General features: G+C 58.0%; 19 protein-coding genes. 16 read left to right on the top strand and 3 right to left on the bottom strand.

Annotated features, from left to right (window positions below; translation table 11 throughout):
- Positions 1 to 22 precede the first annotated feature (22 nt).
- The 3 genes from HX839_RS07520 to HX839_RS07510 form a co-directional block, all read right to left on the bottom strand.
- A complete protein-coding gene (locus HX839_RS07520; protein WP_177066911.1) occupies positions 23 to 2,464 on the bottom strand; it encodes a TonB-dependent siderophore receptor in 2,442 nt (813 codons plus the stop codon).
- A gap of 93 nt (positions 2,465 to 2,557) precedes the next feature.
- On the bottom strand, positions 2,558 to 3,502 hold the full coding sequence (locus HX839_RS07515) for a FecR domain-containing protein (protein WP_177066910.1): 945 nt from the start codon (positions 3,500 to 3,502) through the stop codon (positions 2,558 to 2,560).
- Positions 3,502 to 4,008 carry a sigma-70 family RNA polymerase sigma factor gene (locus tag HX839_RS07510; RefSeq protein ID WP_008439546.1) on the bottom strand — a complete coding sequence of 169 codons (507 nt, stop codon included), beginning with the start codon at positions 4,006 to 4,008 and terminating at the stop codon, positions 3,502 to 3,504. The genes HX839_RS07515 and HX839_RS07510 overlap by 1 nt, the downstream gene beginning before the upstream one ends.
- Before the next feature lie 586 nt (positions 4,009 to 4,594).
- Between HX839_RS07510 and mnmG the strand changes: the two genes are divergently transcribed.
- The 16 genes from mnmG (at position 4,595) to glmS (ending at position 20,349) form a co-directional block, all read left to right on the top strand.
- On the top strand, positions 4,595 to 6,487 hold the full coding sequence (gene mnmG / locus HX839_RS07505; protein ID WP_177066909.1) for a tRNA uridine-5-carboxymethylaminomethyl(34) synthesis enzyme MnmG: 1,893 nt from the start codon (positions 4,595 to 4,597) through the stop codon (positions 6,485 to 6,487).
- Positions 6,484 to 7,128 (top strand): 16S rRNA (guanine(527)-N(7))-methyltransferase RsmG, encoded by a 645-nt coding sequence (rsmG, locus tag HX839_RS07500; RefSeq protein WP_003213561.1) that lies wholly within the window; start codon positions 6,484 to 6,486, stop codon positions 7,126 to 7,128. The genes mnmG and rsmG overlap by 4 nt, the downstream gene beginning before the upstream one ends.
- An 18-nt stretch (positions 7,129 to 7,146) precedes the next feature.
- Positions 7,147 to 7,944 carry a ParA family protein gene (locus tag HX839_RS07495; protein ID WP_003213559.1) on the top strand — a complete coding sequence of 266 codons (798 nt, stop codon included), beginning with the start codon at positions 7,147 to 7,149 and terminating at the stop codon, positions 7,942 to 7,944.
- A 9-nt stretch (positions 7,945 to 7,953) separates the two neighbouring features.
- Positions 7,954 to 8,826, top strand: a complete 873-nt coding sequence (locus HX839_RS07490; RefSeq protein WP_003213558.1) for a ParB/RepB/Spo0J family partition protein — start codon at positions 7,954 to 7,956, stop codon at positions 8,824 to 8,826.
- 148 nt (positions 8,827 to 8,974) lie between these two features.
- On the top strand, positions 8,975 to 9,382 hold the full coding sequence (locus HX839_RS07485; RefSeq protein WP_003213556.1) for a F0F1 ATP synthase subunit I: 408 nt from the start codon (positions 8,975 to 8,977) through the stop codon (positions 9,380 to 9,382).
- A 16-nt stretch (positions 9,383 to 9,398) separates the two neighbouring features.
- Positions 9,399 to 10,268: a F0F1 ATP synthase subunit A gene (atpB, locus tag HX839_RS07480; protein ID WP_003213554.1), complete on the top strand. Its 870-nt coding sequence runs from the start codon at positions 9,399 to 9,401 to the stop codon at positions 10,266 to 10,268.
- 133 nt (positions 10,269 to 10,401) lie between these two features.
- Positions 10,402 to 10,659, top strand: coding sequence for a F0F1 ATP synthase subunit C (gene atpE, locus HX839_RS07475; protein ID WP_002555987.1), 258 nt, complete (start codon positions 10,402 to 10,404; stop codon positions 10,657 to 10,659).
- Between the two features lie 56 nt (positions 10,660 to 10,715).
- Positions 10,716 to 11,186, top strand: a complete 471-nt coding sequence (locus HX839_RS07470) for a F0F1 ATP synthase subunit B (protein ID WP_008439543.1) — start codon at positions 10,716 to 10,718, stop codon at positions 11,184 to 11,186.
- 12 nt (positions 11,187 to 11,198) lie between these two features.
- Positions 11,199 to 11,735 carry a F0F1 ATP synthase subunit delta gene (locus HX839_RS07465; RefSeq protein ID WP_003213551.1) on the top strand — a complete coding sequence of 179 codons (537 nt, stop codon included), beginning with the start codon at positions 11,199 to 11,201 and terminating at the stop codon, positions 11,733 to 11,735.
- A gap of 21 nt (positions 11,736 to 11,756) precedes the next feature.
- Positions 11,757 to 13,301, top strand: a complete 1,545-nt coding sequence (gene atpA / locus HX839_RS07460; RefSeq protein ID WP_003213549.1) for a F0F1 ATP synthase subunit alpha — start codon at positions 11,757 to 11,759, stop codon at positions 13,299 to 13,301.
- A 50-nt stretch (positions 13,302 to 13,351) separates the two neighbouring features.
- Positions 13,352 to 14,212 carry a F0F1 ATP synthase subunit gamma gene (gene atpG / locus HX839_RS07455; protein ID WP_003213547.1) on the top strand — a complete coding sequence of 287 codons (861 nt, stop codon included), beginning with the start codon at positions 13,352 to 13,354 and terminating at the stop codon, positions 14,210 to 14,212.
- A gap of 27 nt (positions 14,213 to 14,239) precedes the next feature.
- Entirely contained in the window at positions 14,240 to 15,619 is a 1,380-nt protein-coding gene (gene atpD / locus HX839_RS07450; RefSeq protein WP_003213545.1) for a F0F1 ATP synthase subunit beta, read from the top strand.
- A 44-nt stretch (positions 15,620 to 15,663) separates the two neighbouring features.
- Positions 15,664 to 16,089, top strand: a complete 426-nt coding sequence (locus HX839_RS07445; protein WP_008439541.1) for a F0F1 ATP synthase subunit epsilon — start codon at positions 15,664 to 15,666, stop codon at positions 16,087 to 16,089.
- A 115-nt stretch (positions 16,090 to 16,204) separates the two neighbouring features.
- Positions 16,205 to 17,572 (top strand): bifunctional UDP-N-acetylglucosamine diphosphorylase/glucosamine-1-phosphate N-acetyltransferase GlmU, encoded by a 1,368-nt coding sequence (gene glmU / locus HX839_RS07440; protein ID WP_102370203.1) that lies wholly within the window; start codon positions 16,205 to 16,207, stop codon positions 17,570 to 17,572.
- A gap of 166 nt (positions 17,573 to 17,738) precedes the next feature.
- Positions 17,739 to 18,506: a DeoR/GlpR family DNA-binding transcription regulator gene (locus HX839_RS07435; protein ID WP_003213539.1), complete on the top strand. Its 768-nt coding sequence runs from the start codon at positions 17,739 to 17,741 to the stop codon at positions 18,504 to 18,506.
- A 10-nt stretch (positions 18,507 to 18,516) separates the two neighbouring features.
- On the top strand, positions 18,517 to 20,349 hold the full coding sequence (gene glmS / locus HX839_RS07430) for a glutamine--fructose-6-phosphate transaminase (isomerizing) (RefSeq protein ID WP_003213537.1): 1,833 nt from the start codon (positions 18,517 to 18,519) through the stop codon (positions 20,347 to 20,349).
- Positions 20,350 to 20,451: the final 102 nt, after the last annotated feature.

Below are 20,451 nucleotides of genomic sequence, written 5' to 3'. Positions count from 1 at the left end.
GCGGTTATCCACAGCTGGCTGGTTACCAGTTGTAGGAAACAGTTCCGAGTAGCGTCCGGCTTTCACCCCAGTAGCAGCGGCCCGCATCGTTGCAGCCGGACACATACTCCTTGTCGAACAGGTTCTTCGCATTCACGTCTACCGACCAGTGCTGGTCAATCTGGTAACCAATGGCGGCATCCACCAACGTCACGCTTCCAGCATCCAGCTTCCCGTATAGAGAAGGCGCGGTGTAAGCGAAAGTGCTGTCGAAGTAGCGCACGCCGCCGCCGACGGACAAGCCCTTGAGCTGGCCATCAAGAAAGCGGTATTTGCCCCAGACCGAAGCCTGATTACGCGGAACACCGGTCATCTGGTGACCTTCCACGAGCGACGTTGCCGAATCCTTGGTAATCCGAGCATCGGTGTAGGTGTAGGCCGCAGTCACGTTCAAATTAGGTGTGAGGTTGCTGTTGACCTCCACTTCCACACCCTTGGCCCGGCTTTCGCCGACCTGGCGGTAGGTATTGGTCGTGGCGTCGAGGTACGTGTCGTCCTGCTTGCGCAAGTCATAGACCGACAACGTCATCGCCGTGTCCCAGCCGATCGGCTCGTACTTGAGGCCTACTTCGTATTGACTGCTGGTGATCGGGTCCAGCGGTGTGCCGGCATTGGAGATCTGCTGTACCGGAACGAACGCGGTCGAGTAGCTGACATATGGCGTCAGGCCATTGTCGAACTGGTACATGATCCCGCCCTGATAGGTGAACTTGCGGTCTTCAGAGCTGATGTTGCCGGCCTTGGCCACCTTGTCGCGAAAATCACTGTCGACCCAGTCCTGCCGCCCGCCGAGCAAGAATAACCAGTGGTCATACTTGCTCTGAAGCTGTGCATAAACACCTTTCATCTGCTGTTCGAGCAACGTGTTTTGCACCGCGAGAGGCGTCAATGGATCCCTCAGGTACACCGGGTTATACACATTGATCGTGCCTGCAAATCCGGCATTCCAATCCTGGCTGAACGAGGTACGGTCATAGCTGGCACCGAACAGCACGGTATTTTCCAGCCCGCCCACCTGGAATTTGCCTTCCAACTGGTTATCCAGCGAGTAGACCATCGATTTGTTGTAGCGGTCGTAGGCATTCATGTTCAGCTGTGTGCCGAACCCCGCATTATTCAGGTTGCCTGGCCAGGTTTCATGGCGGGTGATTCGCGACTGCATGTAGCGCGAGTTCTGCCGAAACTGCCAGTCGTCGTTAAAGCTGTGGCTGAGCTCGTAGCCGGTGCTCCAGGTTTCCCGTTCGAAGGTGTTCCAATCCGGGTCACCGAGCATGGTGTGCTTGGAGAGCTTTCCGTTGGGGTTGGTCAGTAACGTGCCTGCTGCAGGTAGGCCAAGTTCAAGATTAGTGTGGTCTTTCTGGTAGTTGGCCAGCAGCGTCAGGGTGTTGTAGTCGTCGAAATTGAGGGTCAGGGACGGTGCGATATACAGGCGGTCATCGGGAACGTGATCGGTCTGGGTGTCGGACTTCCTGCCGAGCATCACCACCCGTCCAAGGATATTGCCGCTGTCGTCCAAGGGACCGGAGATATCCACACCCACCTGGCGCCGGTTATTAGAACCGTAGGTCAGCTGAACTTCGCCTTGTGGTGTAGCTGTCGGGTGTTTACTCACCAGGTTGACCAGGCCACCGGGTGCGTTTTCGCCGTAGAGCAGGGAAGAAGGGCCACGGAATATCTCCACCCGTTCCAGGCCATAAGGTTCGCTGGTGGTGTCATACCGGTTGCCTTGGACTCGCAAGCCATCGCGCAGCAGGCCGTAGCCATAATCCGTGGCGTTGAAACCGCGAATGAAGAACAAGTCACCGGCCAGCCCGTCGCCCGCAGCGAAGGGAGGGGCAAAGATTCCCGGCACATAGCCCAGCACTTCGGTGAGTGTCTGGGATTTTTGATCCTTGATGCGCTGACCGGTCACCACCGACACCGAGCGCGGGGTTTCCGACAATGGTGTGCTGGTCTTGGTACCGATTCGGCTGTTTTGCGCCTTGTAACCTACGTCCCCGGCAATTTCCTGATTGAACCCAGTCTGTTGATAAGTGCTGACAGTAGTGGGGGCCAGCATGAGCTGTTCCCCGCTCGCAGCCGGCTGCAGCGCGTAGCTGCCGGGGCCTTGAACCGCCGCCTGCAATCCCGAGTTTTGCAGCAATAACGCAAACCCTTGCTCCACCGAGTAGTCACCCTCCAGCCCAGGACTTTGCAGGCGCGCCGTCTGCTGCGGCGAGAATGACAGAATCACATTGGCCTTCGACGCGAATTGGCTCAAGGCATTGTCGAGTGGCCCGGAGGCGATCACGTAATGTTGCACTGGGCTGGCAGCAATGGCACCAGTGCATAGCAAGGTGCTGGCAGTCGCGGCCGTGGCCAGCAGCAAGCCATACGTGATGCCGTGATGGGAGAGACGCTGGCGAAGTTTTGTAGGAAGGCGCATGTGTGAGTAAGCCCTGAAGGTAGCATCGTGATTACCTGTAGGGCCGCGCCAGGTAAAAAAAAGATAACCCCCGTTGAAAGTATTTTTTCAGTATCAAGCTGTAAGCGTGACGGAGACCCAATAGCGCGTGAAATACTTCACGTGGATCGGCAGCGTGACCTGCAGGTTGGCCAATACGGCGTCGGTGGAATCCAGACGGAAAGTGCCGGACACCCGCAGTCGCGCTGATGCGGCATCGCACTGCATAACGCCCGGCCGATAGCGCGCCAGTTCGTCGATGACATCCCCCAGTCGCGCGTCCAGAACGATCAGTTGGCCGTCGATCCATGCGGCTTGGTTCCCGCGATAAATATGGCTGGGGCCTACGTCTTGCGTGCCGAAGTCGACACTCTCACCAGGTCCGAGCACTCGGCTATGGGCCGGCTGGTCGACGGGTTGCACGCTGACCCGGTCTTCCAGCACACCAACCCGCGTCGACCCTTGCAGTTGGCGAACAGTGAACCGCGTACCCAAGGCTTGAACACGACCCTCATGGGTTTCGACATAAAACGGTGTTTGCCGGCCCGACTTTCCGGTGTGGATAAGTACTTCCCCCTCACGCAAACGGACCAGTCGCTGCTGCCCATCGAAAAGTACGTCGATAGCCGTGTTCGTATTGAGGTCAATTTGAGTGCCGTCGGCCAACCCGATTCGACGTCGTTCGCCGACCTTGGTCCGATAGTCAGCCCAGAGGTTGCCCAGGGAGGTGTGTTGTTGAACGTTCCACCCCAAGTACCCGGCGGCACCGAGCATCAGCATCAGCTTGAGCACTTGCCGCCGTTGTTGACTGGCCGAGAGCGCACGACGGGTGAAGTCCTTGGGTAGCGCACCGAGGCCACGTTGCAACTGCTCCATCTGGTTCCAGGCCGCCTGATGGGAGGGATCGCCATTGAGCCATTGCTGCCAGGCACTTTGTTGCGCGGGTGTCGGTGGCTGCGATTGAAATTGCACGTACCAACTGGCGGCGGCTTCGAACGTCTTGCGATCCGGGGCAGCCATTACATGCCCGCCATGATCAAGGCGCATTCAGTCAGGGCCCGAACCATATGTTTCTTGACGGTGGTCAGCGAGACACGCAACTGATCGGCGATCTGTTGATAAGTCAGGCCTTCGACCTGGGACAGCATGAAAATTCGCCTGGCCCGCTCCCCCAGCCCACACAAGGCTTTATCCACAGCAACGAGGGTTTCAATGATGATGGCCTTGTCTTCTTCACTGATTGCGATCGCTTCGGGCCGGTCTGCCAGGGTTTGCAGATAGGCCTGCTCAATGGCGCGGCGACGATAGCGGTCAATCACCAGTCCCCGGGCAACTGTGGCCAGATAGTCCCTGGGCTCGAGGATCTGCGTCGCATTGCGGCCGCCCAGGATCCGCACGAACGTATCGTGTGCCACGTCAGCTGCATCGCAGGCGTTATGCAACTTTCCCTTGAGCCAGCTGTGCAACCACGAATGGTGCTGCTCATAGATGTGTTGGACTGCAACGGTATGCGAGGGAAGGGCCATGAGAGGTGACGAGGCAGGTTAATGATAATAACTATTATTAACTGCCGTGACGCTTTCTCACAATAGGCGTTCCATCAACCCGTTTCACAAATGCAAATGAACTGTTTCCTGCCTGACCGAGGATTTTCGGAGGCATCTGCCTGCCTGAAACTTATCGGGATCCGGATTTTCTGTGGATTAAGCCCTGTGAATAACCGCCCCTGTGCCCAGTTGATAACCAGGCTTGAAACCTGAGTAAAAACCCCTCTGTGGATAACCATCCGTTTAATCCACAGGCTTAAAGCACTTATCCAAGGGCCTCATTGGCACCTAACCACAGACTTTTGAATCTCTGTACATAACGTAAATAAAGGCCTTTAGAGATCTATCCACAGAAACATGCCTCAGTAGAAATAAACATAAAAACAAAGATTTAATAAATTTCTCTCTTTTAATTTCTATTGTTCGTGATTCATCCACAGCTGGTTAAATTTTGTGCAAAGGGTTCTTTAGGAAGGGCGAAGTCCCTATACTTGCCGACTCGTTCGAAAACCTGATCTCGAACGCTCATTCCTAATTACCTACAGAAGCAGGCACGAGGTGCGTGGTGGATTTCCCTTCCCGTTTTGAAGTGATCGTCATCGGCGGCGGTCATGCCGGTACCGAGGCAGCACTGGCGTCAGCACGTATGGGGGCAAAAACCCTGTTGCTGACGCATAACGTGGAAACCCTCGGCGCCATGAGCTGCAATCCCGCAATTGGCGGGATTGGCAAAAGCCACCTGGTCAAGGAAATCGATGCCCTCGGCGGCGCGATGGCCATGGCCACCGATAAGGGTGGTATTCAATTTCGCGTACTGAACAGTCGCAAAGGCCCGGCCGTACGAGCCACACGTGCTCAAGCCGACCGCATCCTGTACAAGGCCGCTGTCCGCGAAACCCTGGAAAACCAGCCGAACCTGTGGATATTTCAACAGGCAGCCGATGACCTGATCGTCGAACAAGACCAGGTACGCGGTGTTGTCACGCAAATGGGCCTGCGTTTCTTCGCAGAATCCGTGGTGTTGACCACCGGTACCTTCCTCGGCGGACTTATCCACATCGGTATGCAGAACTATTCCGGTGGCCGCGCCGGTGATCCACCGTCAATCGCCTTGGCTCAGCGCCTTCGCGAACTGCCACTGCGTGTTGGTCGCCTGAAAACCGGCACGCCGCCGCGAATTGATGGCCGGTCTGTGGATTTCTCGGTGATGACCGAGCAAGCCGGCGATACACCGATCCCGGTGATGTCGTTCATGGGCTCCAAGGAACAGCATCCAAAGCAGGTCAGTTGCTGGATTACCCATACCAACGCCCGCACCCACGAAATCATTGCTGCGAACCTCGACCGTTCGCCGATGTATTCCGGGGTGATCGAAGGTATTGGCCCGCGCTACTGCCCGTCGATCGAAGACAAGATCCACCGCTTTGCCGACAAGGAAAGCCACCAGGTCTTTATCGAACCGGAAGGTCTGTCTACCCACGAGCTGTACCCGAACGGGATTTCAACTTCCTTGCCGTTCGACGTGCAAATCCAGATCGTGCAGTCGATTCGCGGTATGGAAAATGCGCACATCGTGCGTCCTGGCTACGCCATCGAGTACGACTACTTCGACCCGCGTGACCTGAAATACAGCCTGGAAACCAAGGTCATCGGCGGTTTGTTCTTTGCAGGGCAAATCAACGGCACCACCGGTTACGAAGAAGCCGGCGCCCAGGGGTTGCTGGCCGGAACCAACGCGGCACTGCGTGCTCAGGGCAAAGACAGCTGGTGCCCGCGTCGCGATGAGGCGTACATCGGTGTGTTGGTCGACGACCTGATCACCCTCGGAACCCAGGAACCGTACCGGATGTTTACGTCCCGGGCCGAATACCGCCTGATCCTGCGGGAAGACAACGCCGACCTGCGCTTGACCGAAAAAGGTCGCGAATTGGGCCTGGTCGACGACGTGCGTTGGGCGGCCTTCTGCAAAAAACGCGAAAATATCGAGCTGGAAGAGCAACGTCTGAAAAGTACTTGGGTTCGCCCGGGCACCGAGCAAGGCGACGCGATTGCCGAAAAATTCGGCACGCCGCTGACTCACGAATACAACTTGCTGAACCTGCTGTCCCGGCCGGAAATCGACTACGCTGGTCTGATCTCGGTCACCGGCGGTGGCGCAGAAGATCCACAGGTTGCCGAGCAGGTCGAAATCAAGACCAAATACGCCGGTTACATTGACCGTCAGCAGGATGAGATCGCTCGTCTGCGGGCCAGCGAAGACACCAAGCTGCCTGTGGATATCGATTACACAAACATTTCCGGGCTGTCGAAAGAGATCCAAGGCAAGCTGGGGATAACTCGACCTGAGACCCTGGGCCAGGCGTCCCGTATCCCGGGCGTCACGCCGGCAGCCATCTCGCTGTTGATGATTCATTTGAAAAAACGCGGCGCGGGCCGTCAGTTGGAGCAAAGCGCTTGAGTTCGTTGGTCACCTCGCAACACGCCGAAGAGTTATCCACAGGTGCTCGCCAGCTTGGCGTCAACCTGACCGAAGCCCAGCACGAGTTGCTGCTGGGTTATCTGGCCCTGTTGATCAAATGGAACAAGGCTTACAACCTCACTGCGGTGCGTGACCCGGACGAAATGGTCTCCCGCCATCTGCTCGACAGTCTCAGTGTGATGCCGTTTATCGAAAACGGCCGCTGGCTCGACGTTGGCAGCGGCGGCGGCATGCCCGGCATCCCGCTGGCGATCCTGTTTCCGGAGTCGCAAGTGACCTGCCTGGACAGCAACGGCAAGAAAACCCGCTTCCTGACCCAGGTCAAACTCGAACTCAAGCTGGATAACCTGCAAGTTATCCACAGTCGCGTCGAAGCCTTTACGCCTGAGCAGCCTTTCAACGGAATTGTTTCCCGGGCGTTCAGCAGCATGGAGAACTTCAGCAACTGGACCCGCCACCTCGGCGACCGCGATACCCGTTGGCTGGCAATGAAGGGCGTTCATCCAAGCGACGAGCTGTTAGCATTGCCGGCAGACTTCCACCTCGATAGCGAACACGCCTTGGCCGTACCCGGTTGCCAAGGCCAACGCCATCTGCTGATACTGCGCCGCACGGCATGATTGGGAACACAAGCAAGAATGGCTAAGGTATTCGCGATAGCGAACCAGAAAGGTGGCGTGGGCAAAACCACCACCTGCATCAACCTCGCAGCATCCCTGGTCGCTACCAAGCGTCGGGTGCTGTTGATCGATCTCGATCCACAGGGCAACGCCACCATGGGTAGCGGTGTGGATAAACACGGCCTGGAAAACTCGGTCTACGACTTGCTGATTGGCGAGTGCGACCTGGCCCAGGCCATGCACTTCTCCGAGCACGGCGGTTATCAACTGCTGCCGGCCAACCGCGATTTGACCGCGGCGGAAGTGGTGCTGCTGGAAATGCAGATGAAAGAAAGCCGTCTGCGCAGCGCTCTGGCGCCGATTCGCGAGAATTACGACTACATTTTGATCGACTGCCCGCCGTCGCTGTCGATGCTGACGTTGAACGCACTGGTTGCGGCCGACGGGGTGATTATCCCCATGCAGTGCGAGTACTTCGCGCTCGAAGGCTTGAGCGACCTTGTGGATAACATCAAGCGTATCGCCGAGTTGCTCAACCCGAACCTGCAAATCGAAGGCCTGTTGCGGACCATGTATGACCCGCGCCTGAGCCTGATGAACGATGTGTCGGCACAGCTCAAGGAACACTTCGGCGATCAGCTCTACGACACCGTGATTCCACGCAACATCCGCCTGGCCGAAGCGCCAAGCTATGGCATGCCCGCGCTGGCGTACGACAAGTCTTCCCGCGGCGCCATTGCCTATCTGGCGCTGGCCGGCGAGATGGTTCGCCGTCAACGCCGCAATTCACGCACCGCTGCAGCCCAGCCAACTTAAGGAATCCCCATGGCCGTCAAGAAACGAGGTCTCGGACGTGGACTGGATGCACTGCTGAGTGGTCCGACTGTCACGACCCTTGAAGAACAGGCAGTGCAGGCCGACGAGCGCGAGCTGCAGCACCTGCCGCTGGACCTGATCCAGCGCGGCAAATACCAGCCGCGCCGGGACATGGACCCGCAGGCGCTGGAGGAATTGGCGAATTCGATCAAGGCCCAGGGCGTGATGCAGCCGATCGTGGTGCGCCCGATTGGTGCAGGCCGCTTTGAAATCATCGCCGGCGAGCGCCGCTGGCGCGCCAGCCAGCAGGCCGGCAAGGAAACCATTCCGGCAATGGTGCGCGATGTGCCGGATGAAACCGCCATCGCCATGGCGTTGATCGAGAACATCCAGCGTGAAGACCTCAATCCGATCGAGGAAGCGATCGCCCTGCAGCGTTTGCAGCAGGAATTCAAACTGACTCAGCAGGAAGTCGCGGATGCGGTGGGCAAGTCCCGGGTTACCGTGTCCAACCTGTTGCGCCTGATCGCGCTGCCGGAAGTCATCAAAACCATGCTTTCCCATGGCGACCTGGAAATGGGTCATGCCCGTGCTTTGCTCGGTTTGCCGGAAAATCAACAGGTTGAGGGGGCGCGACACGTTGTCGCACGAGGCCTCACCGTTCGTCAGACCGAGGCCCTGGTTCGCCAGTGGCTCAGTGGCAAACCTGCACCGGTCGAAACCGCCAAACCTGATCCGGATATTGCACGCCTGGAGCAGCGCCTGGCCGAACGCCTAGGCTCTGCGGTGCAAATTCGTCATGGCAAGAAAGGCAAAGGGCAATTGGTCATCGGATATAACTCATTGGATGAGCTTCAGGGCGTCCTTGCCCACATCCGCTGAAACAATTGCTTCTGTAGCGCGCAGTCGGAAATCACTACCCGGCAGTTGAATAGGGGCAGAACCGCCCCTATACTCTGCGCGCATTTTGTCGGCACAAATTATGCCAAGTTATTGATTTCCGGCAGCCGACCATTGAGGAGCAAGAGTGATGGAAACCCGCACGCCAAACACGTTGCCGTTCCATCGCTTGGCCGTTTTCCCGGTTTTAGTGGCTCAATTTGTCATTTTACTGATCGCCTCTTTGGCGCTCTGGTATTGGTATGGAGTCGTAGCCGGATACTCGGGACTCTGCGGAGGCCTGATAGCCTTGCTGCCCAATATGTATTTTGCTCACAGGGCCTTTCGGTTTTCCGGCGCCCGAGCAGCCCAGGCTATCGTCCGGTCTTTTTATGCCGGCGAGGCGGGGAAATTGATTTTGACGGCAGTGCTGTTTGCACTGACCTTTGCAGGTGTGAAGCCATTGGCGCCGCTGGCTGTATTCGGCGTCTTCGTGTTGACCCAACTGGTCAGCTGGTTCGCTCCCCTGCTAATGAAAACAAGACTTTCGAAACCTTAGGGCGTTTGAGGCAACCATGGCAGAAACAACCGCTTCGGGCTATATCCAGCACCACTTGCAGAACCTGACCTTCGGTCAGCTTCCCAACGGCGGCTGGGGCTTTGCCCACTCCGCAGCAGAAGCCAAAGAAATGGGCTTCTGGGCATTCCACCTGGATACTCTGGGCTGGTCTGTCGCATTGGGTCTGATCTTCGTCCTGATTTTCCGCATGGCGGCAAAGAAGGCGACTTCCGGTCAGCCAGGTGCTTTGCAGAACTTCGTTGAAGTATTGGTCGAATTCGTCGATGGCAGCGTGCGGGACAGCTTCCATGGTCGTAGCGCGGTGATTGCACCGTTGGCACTGACCATCTTCGTCTGGGTGTTCCTGATGAACGCCGTCGACCTGATCCCGGTCGACTGGATTCCTCAGCTGGCCATCCTGATCTCCGGCGATCACCACATTCCATTCCGTGCGGTTTCGACCACGGACCCTAACGCCACCCTGGGCATGGCCCTGTCGGTGTTCGCGTTGATCATTTTCTACAGCATCAAGATCAAGGGCATCGGCGGCTTCATCGGCGAACTGACCCTGCACCCGTTCGGCAGCAAGAACATCTTCGTTCAAGCGCTGCTGATCCCGGTGAACTTCCTGCTGGAGTTCGTGACCCTGGTCGCCAAGCCGATTTCCCTGGCCCTGCGACTGTTCGGCAACATGTATGCCGGCGAGCTGGTGTTCATTCTGATCGCTGTGATGTTCGGCAGTGGTCTGCTCTGGCTTAGCGGCCTGGGCATTGTTCTGCAGTGGGCGTGGGCTGTGTTCCACATCCTGATCATCACCCTGCAGGCGTTTATCTTCATGATGCTGACCATCGTCTACCTGTCGATGGCGCACGAAGAGAACCATTAAGACCAGTCTCGACTAGTCTGATGTCCCTCCCGGTCAAACGGGAGGGTAGCCCTGAAGGGCTATGAAACGATTTGTTTTACCGCTTTAAAATCTAAAAAACCTAAACCATACGACGTAAAAGTCGGGAGGAAAGATGGAAACTGTAGTTGGTCTAACCGCTATCGCTGTTGCACTGTTGATCGGCCTGGGCGCCCTGGGTACTGCCATTGGTTTCGGCCTGCTGGGCGGCAAGTTCCTGGAAGGCGCAGCGCGTCAGCCAGAAATGGTTCCAATGCTGCAAGTTAAAATGTTCATCGTCGCCGGCCTGCTCGACGCCGTGACCATGATCGGTGTTGGTATCGCTCTGTTCTTCACCTTCGCGAACCCCTTCGTTGGTCAACTCGCCGGTTAATCACTCGTTTTTTCGAGTGATTGGTGTGTTGTGCAACGAACGAGCGAGGTATTGGCGTGAACATTAATGCAACCATTATTGGTCAGTCCTTAGCGTTCTTGATTTTTGTAGTTTTCTGCATGAAGTTCGTATGGCCTCCGGTCATCGCGGCTTTGCACGAACGTCAGAAGAAGATCGCAGACGGACTGGACGCTGCCGCACGAGCAGCTCGCGACCTGGAGTTGGCCCAAGATAAAGCGGGTCAACAACTGCGCGAAGCGAAAGCTCAGGCAGCTGAAATCATTGAGCAAGCCAAGAAACGCGGTAACCAGATCGTTGAAGAGGCTGTTGAAAAAGCCCGTATCGACGCTGACCGTGTGAAGGTTCAGGCTCAAGCCGAGATCGAGCAGGAACTGAACGGTGTCAAAGATGCGCTGCGTGCCCAACTGGGTGCTCTGGCCGTCGGCGGTGCTGAGAAGATCCTGGGTGCCACAATCGATCAAAACGCGCACGCGGAGCTGGTAAACAAACTGGCTGCTGAAATTTAAGCGAGGGCGATCATGGCAGAATTGACCACGTTGGCCCGACCTTACGCTAAGGCAGCCTTCGAGCACGCCCAGGCCCACCAGCAGCTGGCCTCTTGGTCAGCCATGCTCGGCCTGGCTGCAGCAGTGTCGCAAGACGACACCATGCAGCGCGTGCTCAAGGCCCCGCGACTGACGAGCGCAGACAAGGCCGCCACGTTTATTGACGTGTGCGGCGACAAGTTTGATGTAAAAGTGCAGAACTTCATCCACGTCGTTGCCGAAAACGACCGTCTCCCGCTTCTGCCGGAGATCGCCGCTCTGTTTGACCTGTACAAGGCCGAACAAGAGAAATCGGTAGATGTTGAAGTGACCAGTGCTTTTGCATTGAACCAAGAACAGCAAGACAAACTCGCCAAGGTTCTCAGTGCACGACTCGACCGGGAAGTGCGCCTGCAAGTTGCGGAGGATGCCACCCTGATTGGTGGTGTCATCATTCGCGCCGGCGACCTGGTTATCGATGGCTCGATTCGCGGCAAACTCGCGAATCTTGCCGAAGCATTGAAATCTTGAGTTTGAAGGGGCAGCAGAGCAATGCAGCAACTCAATCCTTCCGAAATAAGTGAAATTATCAAGGGCCGCATCGACAAGCTCGATGTGACCTCCCAAGCCCGTAACGAAGGCACTGTCGTCAGCGTATCTGACGGCATCGTGCGGATTCACGGTCTGGCCGACGTAATGTACGGCGAGATGATCGAGTTTCCGGGCGGCGTCTACGGTATGGCCCTCAACCTGGAGCAAGACTCTGTAGGTGCCGTTGTATTGGGCTCCTACCAGACTCTGGCCGAAGGCATGAGCGCCAAGTGCACAGGCCGCATCCTGGAAGTTCCGGTTGGTAAGGAACTGCTGGGTCGCGTTGTCGACGCACTGGGTAACCCAGTTGACGGCAAAGGTCCGCTGAACAACACCGAGACCGATGCGGTCGAGAAAGTTGCTCCAGGCGTGATCTGGCGTAAGTCGGTAGACCAGCCTGTACAGACTGGCTACAAGGCTGTCGATGCCATGATTCCTGTCGGCCGTGGCCAGCGTGAGCTGATCATCGGTGACCGTCAGATCGGTAAAACCGCTCTGGCGATCGACGCGATCATCAACCAGAAAGACAGCGGGATTTTCTGCGTCTACGTAGCCATCGGTCAGAAACAATCGACCATCGCCAACGTGGTTCGCAAGCTGGAAGAAAACGGCGCCCTGGCTAACACCATCGTCGTGGCTGCCAGTGCTTCGGAATCCGCTGCACTTCAGTTCCTGGCACCGTACTCCGGTTGCACCATGGGCGAATACTTCCGCGACCGCGGTGAAGACGCGCTGATCGTTTATGACGATCTGTCCAAGCAAGCAGTGGCTTACCGCCAGATTTCCCTGCTGCTGCGCCGTCCACCAGGCCGTGAAGCTTACCCAGGCGACGTGTTCTATCTCCACTCCCGTCTGCTGGAGCGCGCATCCCGCGTTTCGGAAGAATACGTAGAGAAGTTCACCAACGGCGCAGTGACCGGGAAAACCGGTTCCCTGACCGCACTGCCGATCATCGAAACCCAGGCTGGCGACGTTTCCGCGTTCGTTCCGACCAACGTGATTTCCATCACCGACGGTCAGATCTTCCTGGAATCGGCCATGTTCAACTCCGGGATCCGTCCTGCAGTGAACGCCGGTGTTTCGGTATCCCGTGTGGGTGGTGCCGCTCAGACCAAGATCATCAAGAAGCTCTCCGGTGGTATCCGTACCGCTCTGGCTCAGTACCGTGAACTGGCGGCATTCGCTCAGTTCGCTTCTGACCTGGACGAAGCGACCCGTAAGCAACTTGAGCATGGTCAGCGCGTTACCGAGCTGATGAAGCAGAAGCAATACGCACCAATGTCGATCGCTGACATGGCGCTGTCGCTGTATGCCGCTGAGCGTGGGTTCCTGACCGACGTTGAAATCACCAAGGTCGGCAGCTTCGAACAAGCGCTGATTGCTTACTTCAACCGCGATCACGCCGAATTGATGGCGAAGATCAACGTGAAGGGTGACTTCAATGACGACATCGACGCTGGCATCAAAGCCGGTATCGAGAAGTTCAAGGCCACCCAAACCTGGTAAGCCGCAGCGGGGGCCGCGAGGCTCCCGCTTGCTAACCTGATAGGTGTTACATGGCAGGCGCAAAAGAGATTCGCAGTAAGATTGCGAGCATCAAAAGCACGCAAAAGATCACCAGCGCCATGGAAAAAGTGGCGGTCAGCAAAATGCGCAAGGCACAAATGCGCATGGCTGCTAGCCGTCCCTACGCGGAGCGTATCCGCCAGGTTATTGGTCATCTGGCCAACGCCAACCCGGAATATCGCCACCCGTTCATGATCGATCGCGAAGTAAAGCGCGTCGGTTATGTCGTGGTGAGCAGTGACCGTGGTTTGTGCGGTGGTTTGAATACCAACCTGTTCAAGGCCCTGGTCAAGGACATGGCGGTAAACCGCGAAAAAGGCGTCGAGATCGATCTGTGTGTGGTCGGTAGCAAGGGTGCGGCCTTTTTCCGCAACTTCGGCGGTAACGTCGTTGCAGCTATCAGCCACCTGGGTGAAGAACCGTCGATCAATGATTTGATCGGCAGCGTCAAAGTGATGCTGGATGCATACCTGGAAGGCCGGATTGACCGCCTCTCCGTGGTATCCAACAAGTTCATCAACACCATGACGCAACAGCCTACCGTGGAGCAGTTGATTCCATTGGTGGCCGCCCCGGAACAAGAACTCAAGCACCACTGGGACTACCTCTACGAACCAGACGCCAAAGAGCTGCTTGACGGCTTGATGGTGCGCTACGTGGAGTCGCAGGTGTACCAGGCGGTGGTCGAGAACAACGCGGCTGAACAAGCTGCGCGGATGATCGCGATGAAGAACGCTACCGACAACGCCGGTGATTTGATCAGCGATTTGCAGCTGATCTACAACAAGGCGCGTCAGGCTGCGATCACCCAAGAGATCTCGGAAATCGTCGGCGGCGCTGCCGCGGTTTAACGGTTCAAATATTCAGAGGATCCAGCTATGAGTAGCGGACGTATCGTTCAAATCATCGGCGCCGTTATCGACGTGGAATTCCCACGCGACAGCGTACCGAGCATCTACAACGCTTTGAAAGTCAAAAGCGATGCAGGCACCACCCTGGAAGTTCAGCAGCAGCTGGGCGACGGCGTGGTTCGTACCATTGCAATGGGTTCCACCGAAGGCTTGAAGCGCGGTCTGGAAGTCACTGACTCTGGCGCAGCCATCTCCGTACCGGTCGGTAAAGCGACCCTGGGCCGGATCATGGACGTCCTCGGTAACCCGATCGACGAAGCCGGTCCAATCGACACCGAAGAGCGCTGGGGCATTCACCGTCCTGCGCCTTCCTTCGCGGAACAAGCGGGCGGCAACGACCTGCTGGAAACCGGCATCAAGGTTATCGACCTGGTTTGCCCGTTCGCCAAGGGCGGTAAAGTCGGTCTGTTCGGTGGTGCCGGTGTAGGCAAAACCGTAAACATGATGGAACTGATCCGTAACATCGCCATCGAGCACAGCGGTTATTCCGTGTTCGCCGGTGTGGGTGAGCGTACTCGTGAGGGTAACGACTTCTACCACGAGATGAAGGATTCCAACGTTCTGGACAAAGTGGCACTGGTTTACGGTCAGATGAACGAGCCGCCGGGTAACCGTCTGCGCGTAGCACTGACCGGCCTGACCATGGCCGAGAAGTTCCGTGATGAAGGTAACGACGTTCTGCTGTTCGTCGACAACATCTATCGTTACACCCTGGCCGGTACTGAAGTATCCGCACTGCTGGGCCGTATGCCTTCCGCAGTAGGTTACCAGCCGACCCTGGCCGAAGAGATGGGTACTCTGCAAGAGCGTATCACTTCGACCAAAAACGGTTCGATCACCTCGATCCAAGCGGTATACGTACCTGCGGATGACTTGACTGACCCGTCGCCAGCGACCACGTTCGCCCACTTGGACGCCACCGTCGTACTGTCCCGTGACATCGCCTCCCTGGGTATCTACCCAGCGGTCGATCCACTGGACTCGACTTCGCGCCAGCTGGACCCGAACGTCATCGGCCAGGAACACTACGACACCGCTCGCGGCGTCCAGTACGTTCTGCAGCGTTACAAAGAACTGAAGGACATCATTGCGATCCTGGGTATGGACGAGCTGTCGGAAACCGACAAGCAGTTGGTATCCCGCGCTCGTAAGATCCAGCGCTTCTTGTCGCAGCCGTTCTTCGTGGCTGAAGTCTTCACCGGTGCCTCGGGTAAATACGTTTCCCTGAAAGACACCATTGCTGGCTTCAAAGGCATCCTCAACGGTGACTACGACCACCTGCCAGAACAAGCGTTCTACATGGTCGGCGGCATCGAAGAAGCGATCGAGAAAGCCAAGAAACTGTAATTCCGGCGCCCGGTAACGGGCGCTAATCAGGTTGAGGCAAGCAGATGGCTATGACATTCCATTGCGATATCGTCAGCGCGGAAGGGGAAATCTTCTCCGGTCAGATCGAGAGTGTGATTGCACACGGCGAACTGGGCGACCTGGGTATTAACTTTGGCCACGCGCCATTGATTACATCCTTGAAGCCTGGTCCGATCACTCTGACCAAGCTGGGCGGGGAACGGGAGGTGTTTTACATCTCCGGTGGTTTCCTCGAGGTTCAGCCGAACATGGTCAAGGTACTTGCCGACACCGTGCAACGTGCTGCCGACCTGGATGAAGCCTCCGCTCAGGAAGCCGTCAAGGCTGCCGAGAAGGCCCTGAACGAAAAAGGCGCAGATTTCGACTACGGTTCTGCTGCTGCACGTCTGGCCGAGGCCGCAGCTCAGCTGCGCACCGTCCAGCAGATCCGCAAGAAGTTTGGCGGCTAAGCCGTCAAGCCTCATGCGTGATTGATTAAAAAGGGTAGCCTCGGCTACCCTTTTTCTTTTTTTGCAAAACACTTCTTTGGTCTGAAGTCTGACCGCCCAGGATTGGTAGCCATTCATGTCTCTCGAAATCGTAATTCTTGCCGCAGGCCAGGGCACCCGTATGCGTTCGGCCCTGCCCAAGGTGCTGCACCCGGTTGCCGGCAACTCCATGCTTGGCCATGTTATCCACAGCGCCCGGCAGCTGGATCCACAGCGCATTCATGTGGTGATCGGCCACGGTGCCGATGTGGTGCGTGAGCGGCTGGCGGCGGATGACCTGAATTTCGTATTGCAGGACAAGCAATTGGGTACCGGCCATGCCACCGCGCAGGCCGTGCCGTTCATCAAGGCCGACACCGTGCTGATCCTCTACGGTGACGTGCCGCTGATCGAAGTGGAAACCTTGCAGCGCCTGCTCAAGCACGTGGTGCCAGGCCAGATGGGCTTGCTCACTGTCGAGTTGGACGACCCGACCGGCTACGGTCGCATCGTGCGCAACGCTGACGGCAAGGTCGCCGCCATCGTCGAGCATAAAGACGCCAGCGAAGCCCAGCGCGCCATCACTGAAGGCAACACCGGCATCCTCGCTGTGCCGGCTGACCGCCTGGCTGACTGGATGAGCCGCTTGTCCAACAACAACGCCCAGGGCGAGTACTACCTGACCGACGTCATCGAGATGGCCGTCAGCGATGGCCTGGTGGTAGCCACCGAACAGCCCCACGACCCGATGGAAGTGCAGGGCGCCAACGACCGCAAGCAACTGGCGGAGCTGGAGCGTCACTACCAACTGCGTGAAGGCCGCCGCCTGATGGCGCTGGGCGTGACGCTGCGTGATCCGGCACGTTTCGATGTGCGGGGTGACGTCACCGTTGGCCGCGACGTGCTGATCGATATCAACGTGATCCTCGAAGGCCGCGTGGTCATCGAAGACGACGTGGTGATCGGGCCGAACTGCGTGATCAAGGACAGCACCCTGCGCAAGGGTGTGGTGATCAAGGCCAACAGCCATATCGACGGTGCGGTGATGGGCGAGGGCAGCGATGCCGGTCCGTTCGCGCGTTTGCGTCCGGGCAGCGTGCTGGGCGCCCGCGCCCATGTGGGTAACTTTGTCGAACTGAAAAACGCCCGGATGGGTGACGACGCCAAGGCCGGCCATCTGGCTTACCTCGGCGATGCAGTGATCGGTGCCCGCAGCAATATCGGCGCAGGCGCCATCACCTGCAATTACGACGGCGCCAACAAGTACCAGACGACCATTGGCGAAGACGTGTTTATCGGCTCCAACAACTCGCTGATCGCCCCCGTCACTATCGGTGATGGTTCAAACACCGCCGCAGGTTCCACCATCAACCAGGATGTGGATAAGTCCCAGTTGGCCGTGGCCCGCGCCCGCCAGCGCAACATCGACGGCTGGAAACGCCCGGTCAAAATCAAAAAGACCTGAGTTATCCACAACCCTGAAACACTGCGGTACTCATGTGGGAGCGGGCTTGCTCGCTCCCACATTTTTATCTGTGTTGATTCAAAAAACTCCGCCGCACGCTTGACCATTTTGAATGAATAGGTTTTGATTGCCTTCGTTATCTTTCGAAACGAAACTTATCATCACCATGTCGAAACGAAATACACCCCAACGTCGCCACAACATCCTTGCCATGCTCACCGAGCAAGGTGAAGTCAGCGTGGACGAATTGGCCAAGCGTTTCGAAACCTCGGAAGTCACCATCCGCAAGGACCTGGCGGCCCTCGAAAGTAACGGTCTGTTGCTGCGTCGCTACGGTGGCGCCATCACCATGCCTCAGGAACTGGTCGGTGATCCGGCACAGCCCATTTCGGCCTACAAGCGCGCCATCGCCCGTGCGGCCGTCCGGCGTTTGCGGGAACACGCGCGCATCATCATCGACAGCGGCAGCACCACCGCCGCCATGATCCCCGAACTGGGGCACCAGCCCGGCCTGGTGGTGATGACCAACTCCCTGCACGTGGCCAGCGCCTTGAGCGACCTGGAACACGAGCCGGTATTGTTGATGACCGGCGGCACCTGGGACCCGCATTCGGACTCGTTCCAGGGCCAGGTCGCCGAACAGGTACTGCGTTCCTACGATTTCGACCAGCTCTTTATTGGTGCCGATGGCATCGACCTGGAGCGCGGCACCACCACCTTCAACGAATTACTGGGGCTGAGCCGCGTCATGGCCGAAGTCGCCCGCGAAGTGGTGGTGATGGTCGAGTCCGACAAGATTGGCCGCAAGATCCCCAACCTGGAACTGCCCTGGAGCAGCGTCCATACCCTTATTACCGATGATCGCCTGCCACTTGAGGCCCGCGACCAGATTCAAGCCCGCGGCATCACGCTGATTTGCGCGGCAGTCATCTAGGAGAGAAACCATGTGTGGAATTGTTGGCGCAGTCGCTGAACGAAACGTCACTGCCATTTTGCTCGAAGGCCTCAAACGCCTGGAATACCGTGGCTACGACAGCGCCGGTGTGGCGCTCTTTACCAACGCCGGCAAGCTTGAGCGCATGCGTCGCCCGGGCAAGGTCAGCGAACTCGAACAAGCGTTGGCCGGTGAGCCGCTGGTAGGCCGCCTGGGTATCGCCCACACCCGTTGGGCCACCCACGGCGCGCCGTGCGAACGCAACGCCCACCCGCACTTCTCCGGTGACCTGGCGGTTGTGCACAACGGCATCATCGAAAACCACGAAGTGCTGCGTGAACAGCTCAAAGGCCAGGGTTATGTCTTCACCTCGGACACCGACACCGAAGTCATCGCCCACCTGCTGAACCACAAGCTCAAGGACATCGGCGACCTGACCAATGCCCTCAAGGCCACCGTCAAGGAACTGCATGGCGCCTATGGCCTGGCCGTGATCAGCGCCAGCCAGCCTGACCGCCTGGTCGCCGCCCGCAGCGGCAGCCCATTGGTGATCGGCCTGGGCCTGGGCGAGAACTTCCTCGCCTCCGACCAACTGGCCCTGCGTCAGGTGACTGACCGCTTCATGTACCTGGAAGAAGGCGACATCGCCGAAATCCGCCGTGAAAGCGTGCAGATCTGGGACGTTGACGGCCAGTCCGTGGAACGTGAGGCCGTGCAGTATCGTGACGGCGCCGAAGCCGCCGACAAGGGCGAGTTCCGCCACTTCATGCTCAAGGAAATCCACGAGCAACCGGCCGTGGTGCAACGCACCCTGGAAGGTCGCCTGAGCCAGAACCAGGTATTGGTGCAAGCCTTCGGCCCGCAAGCTGCTGAGCTGTTCGCCAAAGTGCGCAACGTGCAAATCGTCGCCTGCGGCACCAGCTACCACGCCGGCATGGTCGCCCGTTACTGGCTGGAAGAACTGGCCGGCATCCCGTGCCAGGTCGAAGTTGCCAGCGAATTCCGCTACCGCAAGGTGGTGGTGCAGCCCGACACTCTGTTCGTGACCATCTCCCAGTCCGGTGAAACCGCCGACACCCTGGCCGCCCTGCGCAACGCCAAGGAACTGGGCTTCCTCGGCAGCCTGGCGATCTGCAACGTCGGCATCAGCTCGCTGGTGCGCGAGTCCGACCTGACCCTGCTGACCCAGGCCGGTCGTGAAATCGGCGTGGCATCCACCAAGGCCTTCACCACCCAGTTGGTCGGCCTGTTGTTGCTGACCCTGTCCCTGGGCCAGGTTCGCGGCACGCTGGGCGAAGGCGTTGAGGCACACCTGGTCGAAGAACTGCGCCGCCTGCCGGCCCGCCTGGGTGAAGCCCTGGCCATGGACAGCACTGTGGAGAAAGTCGCTGAGCTGTTCGCCGACAAACACCACACCCTGTTCCTCGGCCGTGGTGCGCAATACCCGGTGGCAATGGAAGGTTCGCTCAAACTCAAGGAAATCTCCTATATCCACGCCGAAGCCTACCCGGCCGGTGAGCTCAAGCACGGTCCGCTGGCCCTGGTGGATGACGACATGCCAGTCGTTACCGTCGCGCCGAACAACGAACTGCTGGAGAAGCTCAAGTCCAACCTGCAGGAAGTGCGCGCCCGTGGCGGGCAACTGATCGTGTTCGCCGACGAGAAGGCCGGCATGACCAATGGCGAAGGCACCCACGTCATCAACATGCCGCACATCCACGACACCCTGTCGCCGATCCTCTACACCATCCCGCTGCAGCTGCTGTCGTATTACGTGGCTGTGCTGAAGGGCACCGACGTTGACCAGCCGCGTAACCTGGCGAAGTCGGTGACGGTGGAATAAGCCGCACCCGAACCACCAAAACCCCCGTTCTTCGGGGGTTTTGCTTTTTCAGGCTACCGAGCATCGGGTCTTGCCGTTTCTGTGGACTAATTCCGGGAGTAT

The sequence above is a fragment of the Pseudomonas sp. I8001 genome, from assembly GCF_013385345.1.
Taxonomy (GTDB): domain Bacteria; phylum Pseudomonadota; class Gammaproteobacteria; order Pseudomonadales; family Pseudomonadaceae; genus Aquipseudomonas.
The sequence above is the reverse complement of the archived record's forward strand: the minus strand, read 5'-3'. Positions and strand labels throughout refer to the sequence as shown.

Bases quoted from the DNA above. Each gene is read 5' to 3' on its own strand.
- glmS (WP_003213537.1), top strand. From the start codon at position 18,517: ATGTGTGGAATTGTTGGCGCAGTCGCTGAACGAAACGTCACTGCCATT.
- atpE (WP_002555987.1), top strand. From the start codon at position 10,402: ATGGAAACTGTAGTTGGTCTAACCGCTATCGCTGTTGCACTGTTGATC.
- HX839_RS07465 (WP_003213551.1), top strand. From the start codon at position 11,199: ATGGCAGAATTGACCACGTTGGCCCGACCTTACGCTAAGGCAGCCTTC.
- glmU (WP_102370203.1), top strand. From the start codon at position 16,205: ATGTCTCTCGAAATCGTAATTCTTGCCGCAGGCCAGGGCACCCGTATG.
- atpD (WP_003213545.1), top strand. From the start codon at position 14,240: ATGAGTAGCGGACGTATCGTTCAAATCATCGGCGCCGTTATCGACGTG.
- HX839_RS07510 (WP_008439546.1), bottom strand. From the start codon at position 4,008: ATGGCCCTTCCCTCGCATACCGTTGCAGTCCAACACATCTATGAGCAG.
- atpB (WP_003213554.1), top strand. From the start codon at position 9,399: ATGGCAGAAACAACCGCTTCGGGCTATATCCAGCACCACTTGCAGAAC.
- HX839_RS07435 (WP_003213539.1), top strand. From the start codon at position 17,739: ATGTCGAAACGAAATACACCCCAACGTCGCCACAACATCCTTGCCATG.
- atpA (WP_003213549.1), top strand. From the start codon at position 11,757: ATGCAGCAACTCAATCCTTCCGAAATAAGTGAAATTATCAAGGGCCGC.
- HX839_RS07485 (WP_003213556.1), top strand. From the start codon at position 8,975: ATGGAAACCCGCACGCCAAACACGTTGCCGTTCCATCGCTTGGCCGTT.
- HX839_RS07520 (WP_177066911.1), bottom strand. From the start codon at position 2,464: ATGCGCCTTCCTACAAAACTTCGCCAGCGTCTCTCCCATCACGGCATC.
- HX839_RS07445 (WP_008439541.1), top strand. From the start codon at position 15,664: ATGGCTATGACATTCCATTGCGATATCGTCAGCGCGGAAGGGGAAATC.
- atpG (WP_003213547.1), top strand. From the start codon at position 13,352: ATGGCAGGCGCAAAAGAGATTCGCAGTAAGATTGCGAGCATCAAAAGC.
- HX839_RS07515 (WP_177066910.1), bottom strand. From the start codon at position 3,502: ATGGCTGCCCCGGATCGCAAGACGTTCGAAGCCGCCGCCAGTTGGTAC.
- HX839_RS07495 (WP_003213559.1), top strand. From the start codon at position 7,147: ATGGCTAAGGTATTCGCGATAGCGAACCAGAAAGGTGGCGTGGGCAAA.
- HX839_RS07490 (WP_003213558.1), top strand. From the start codon at position 7,954: ATGGCCGTCAAGAAACGAGGTCTCGGACGTGGACTGGATGCACTGCTG.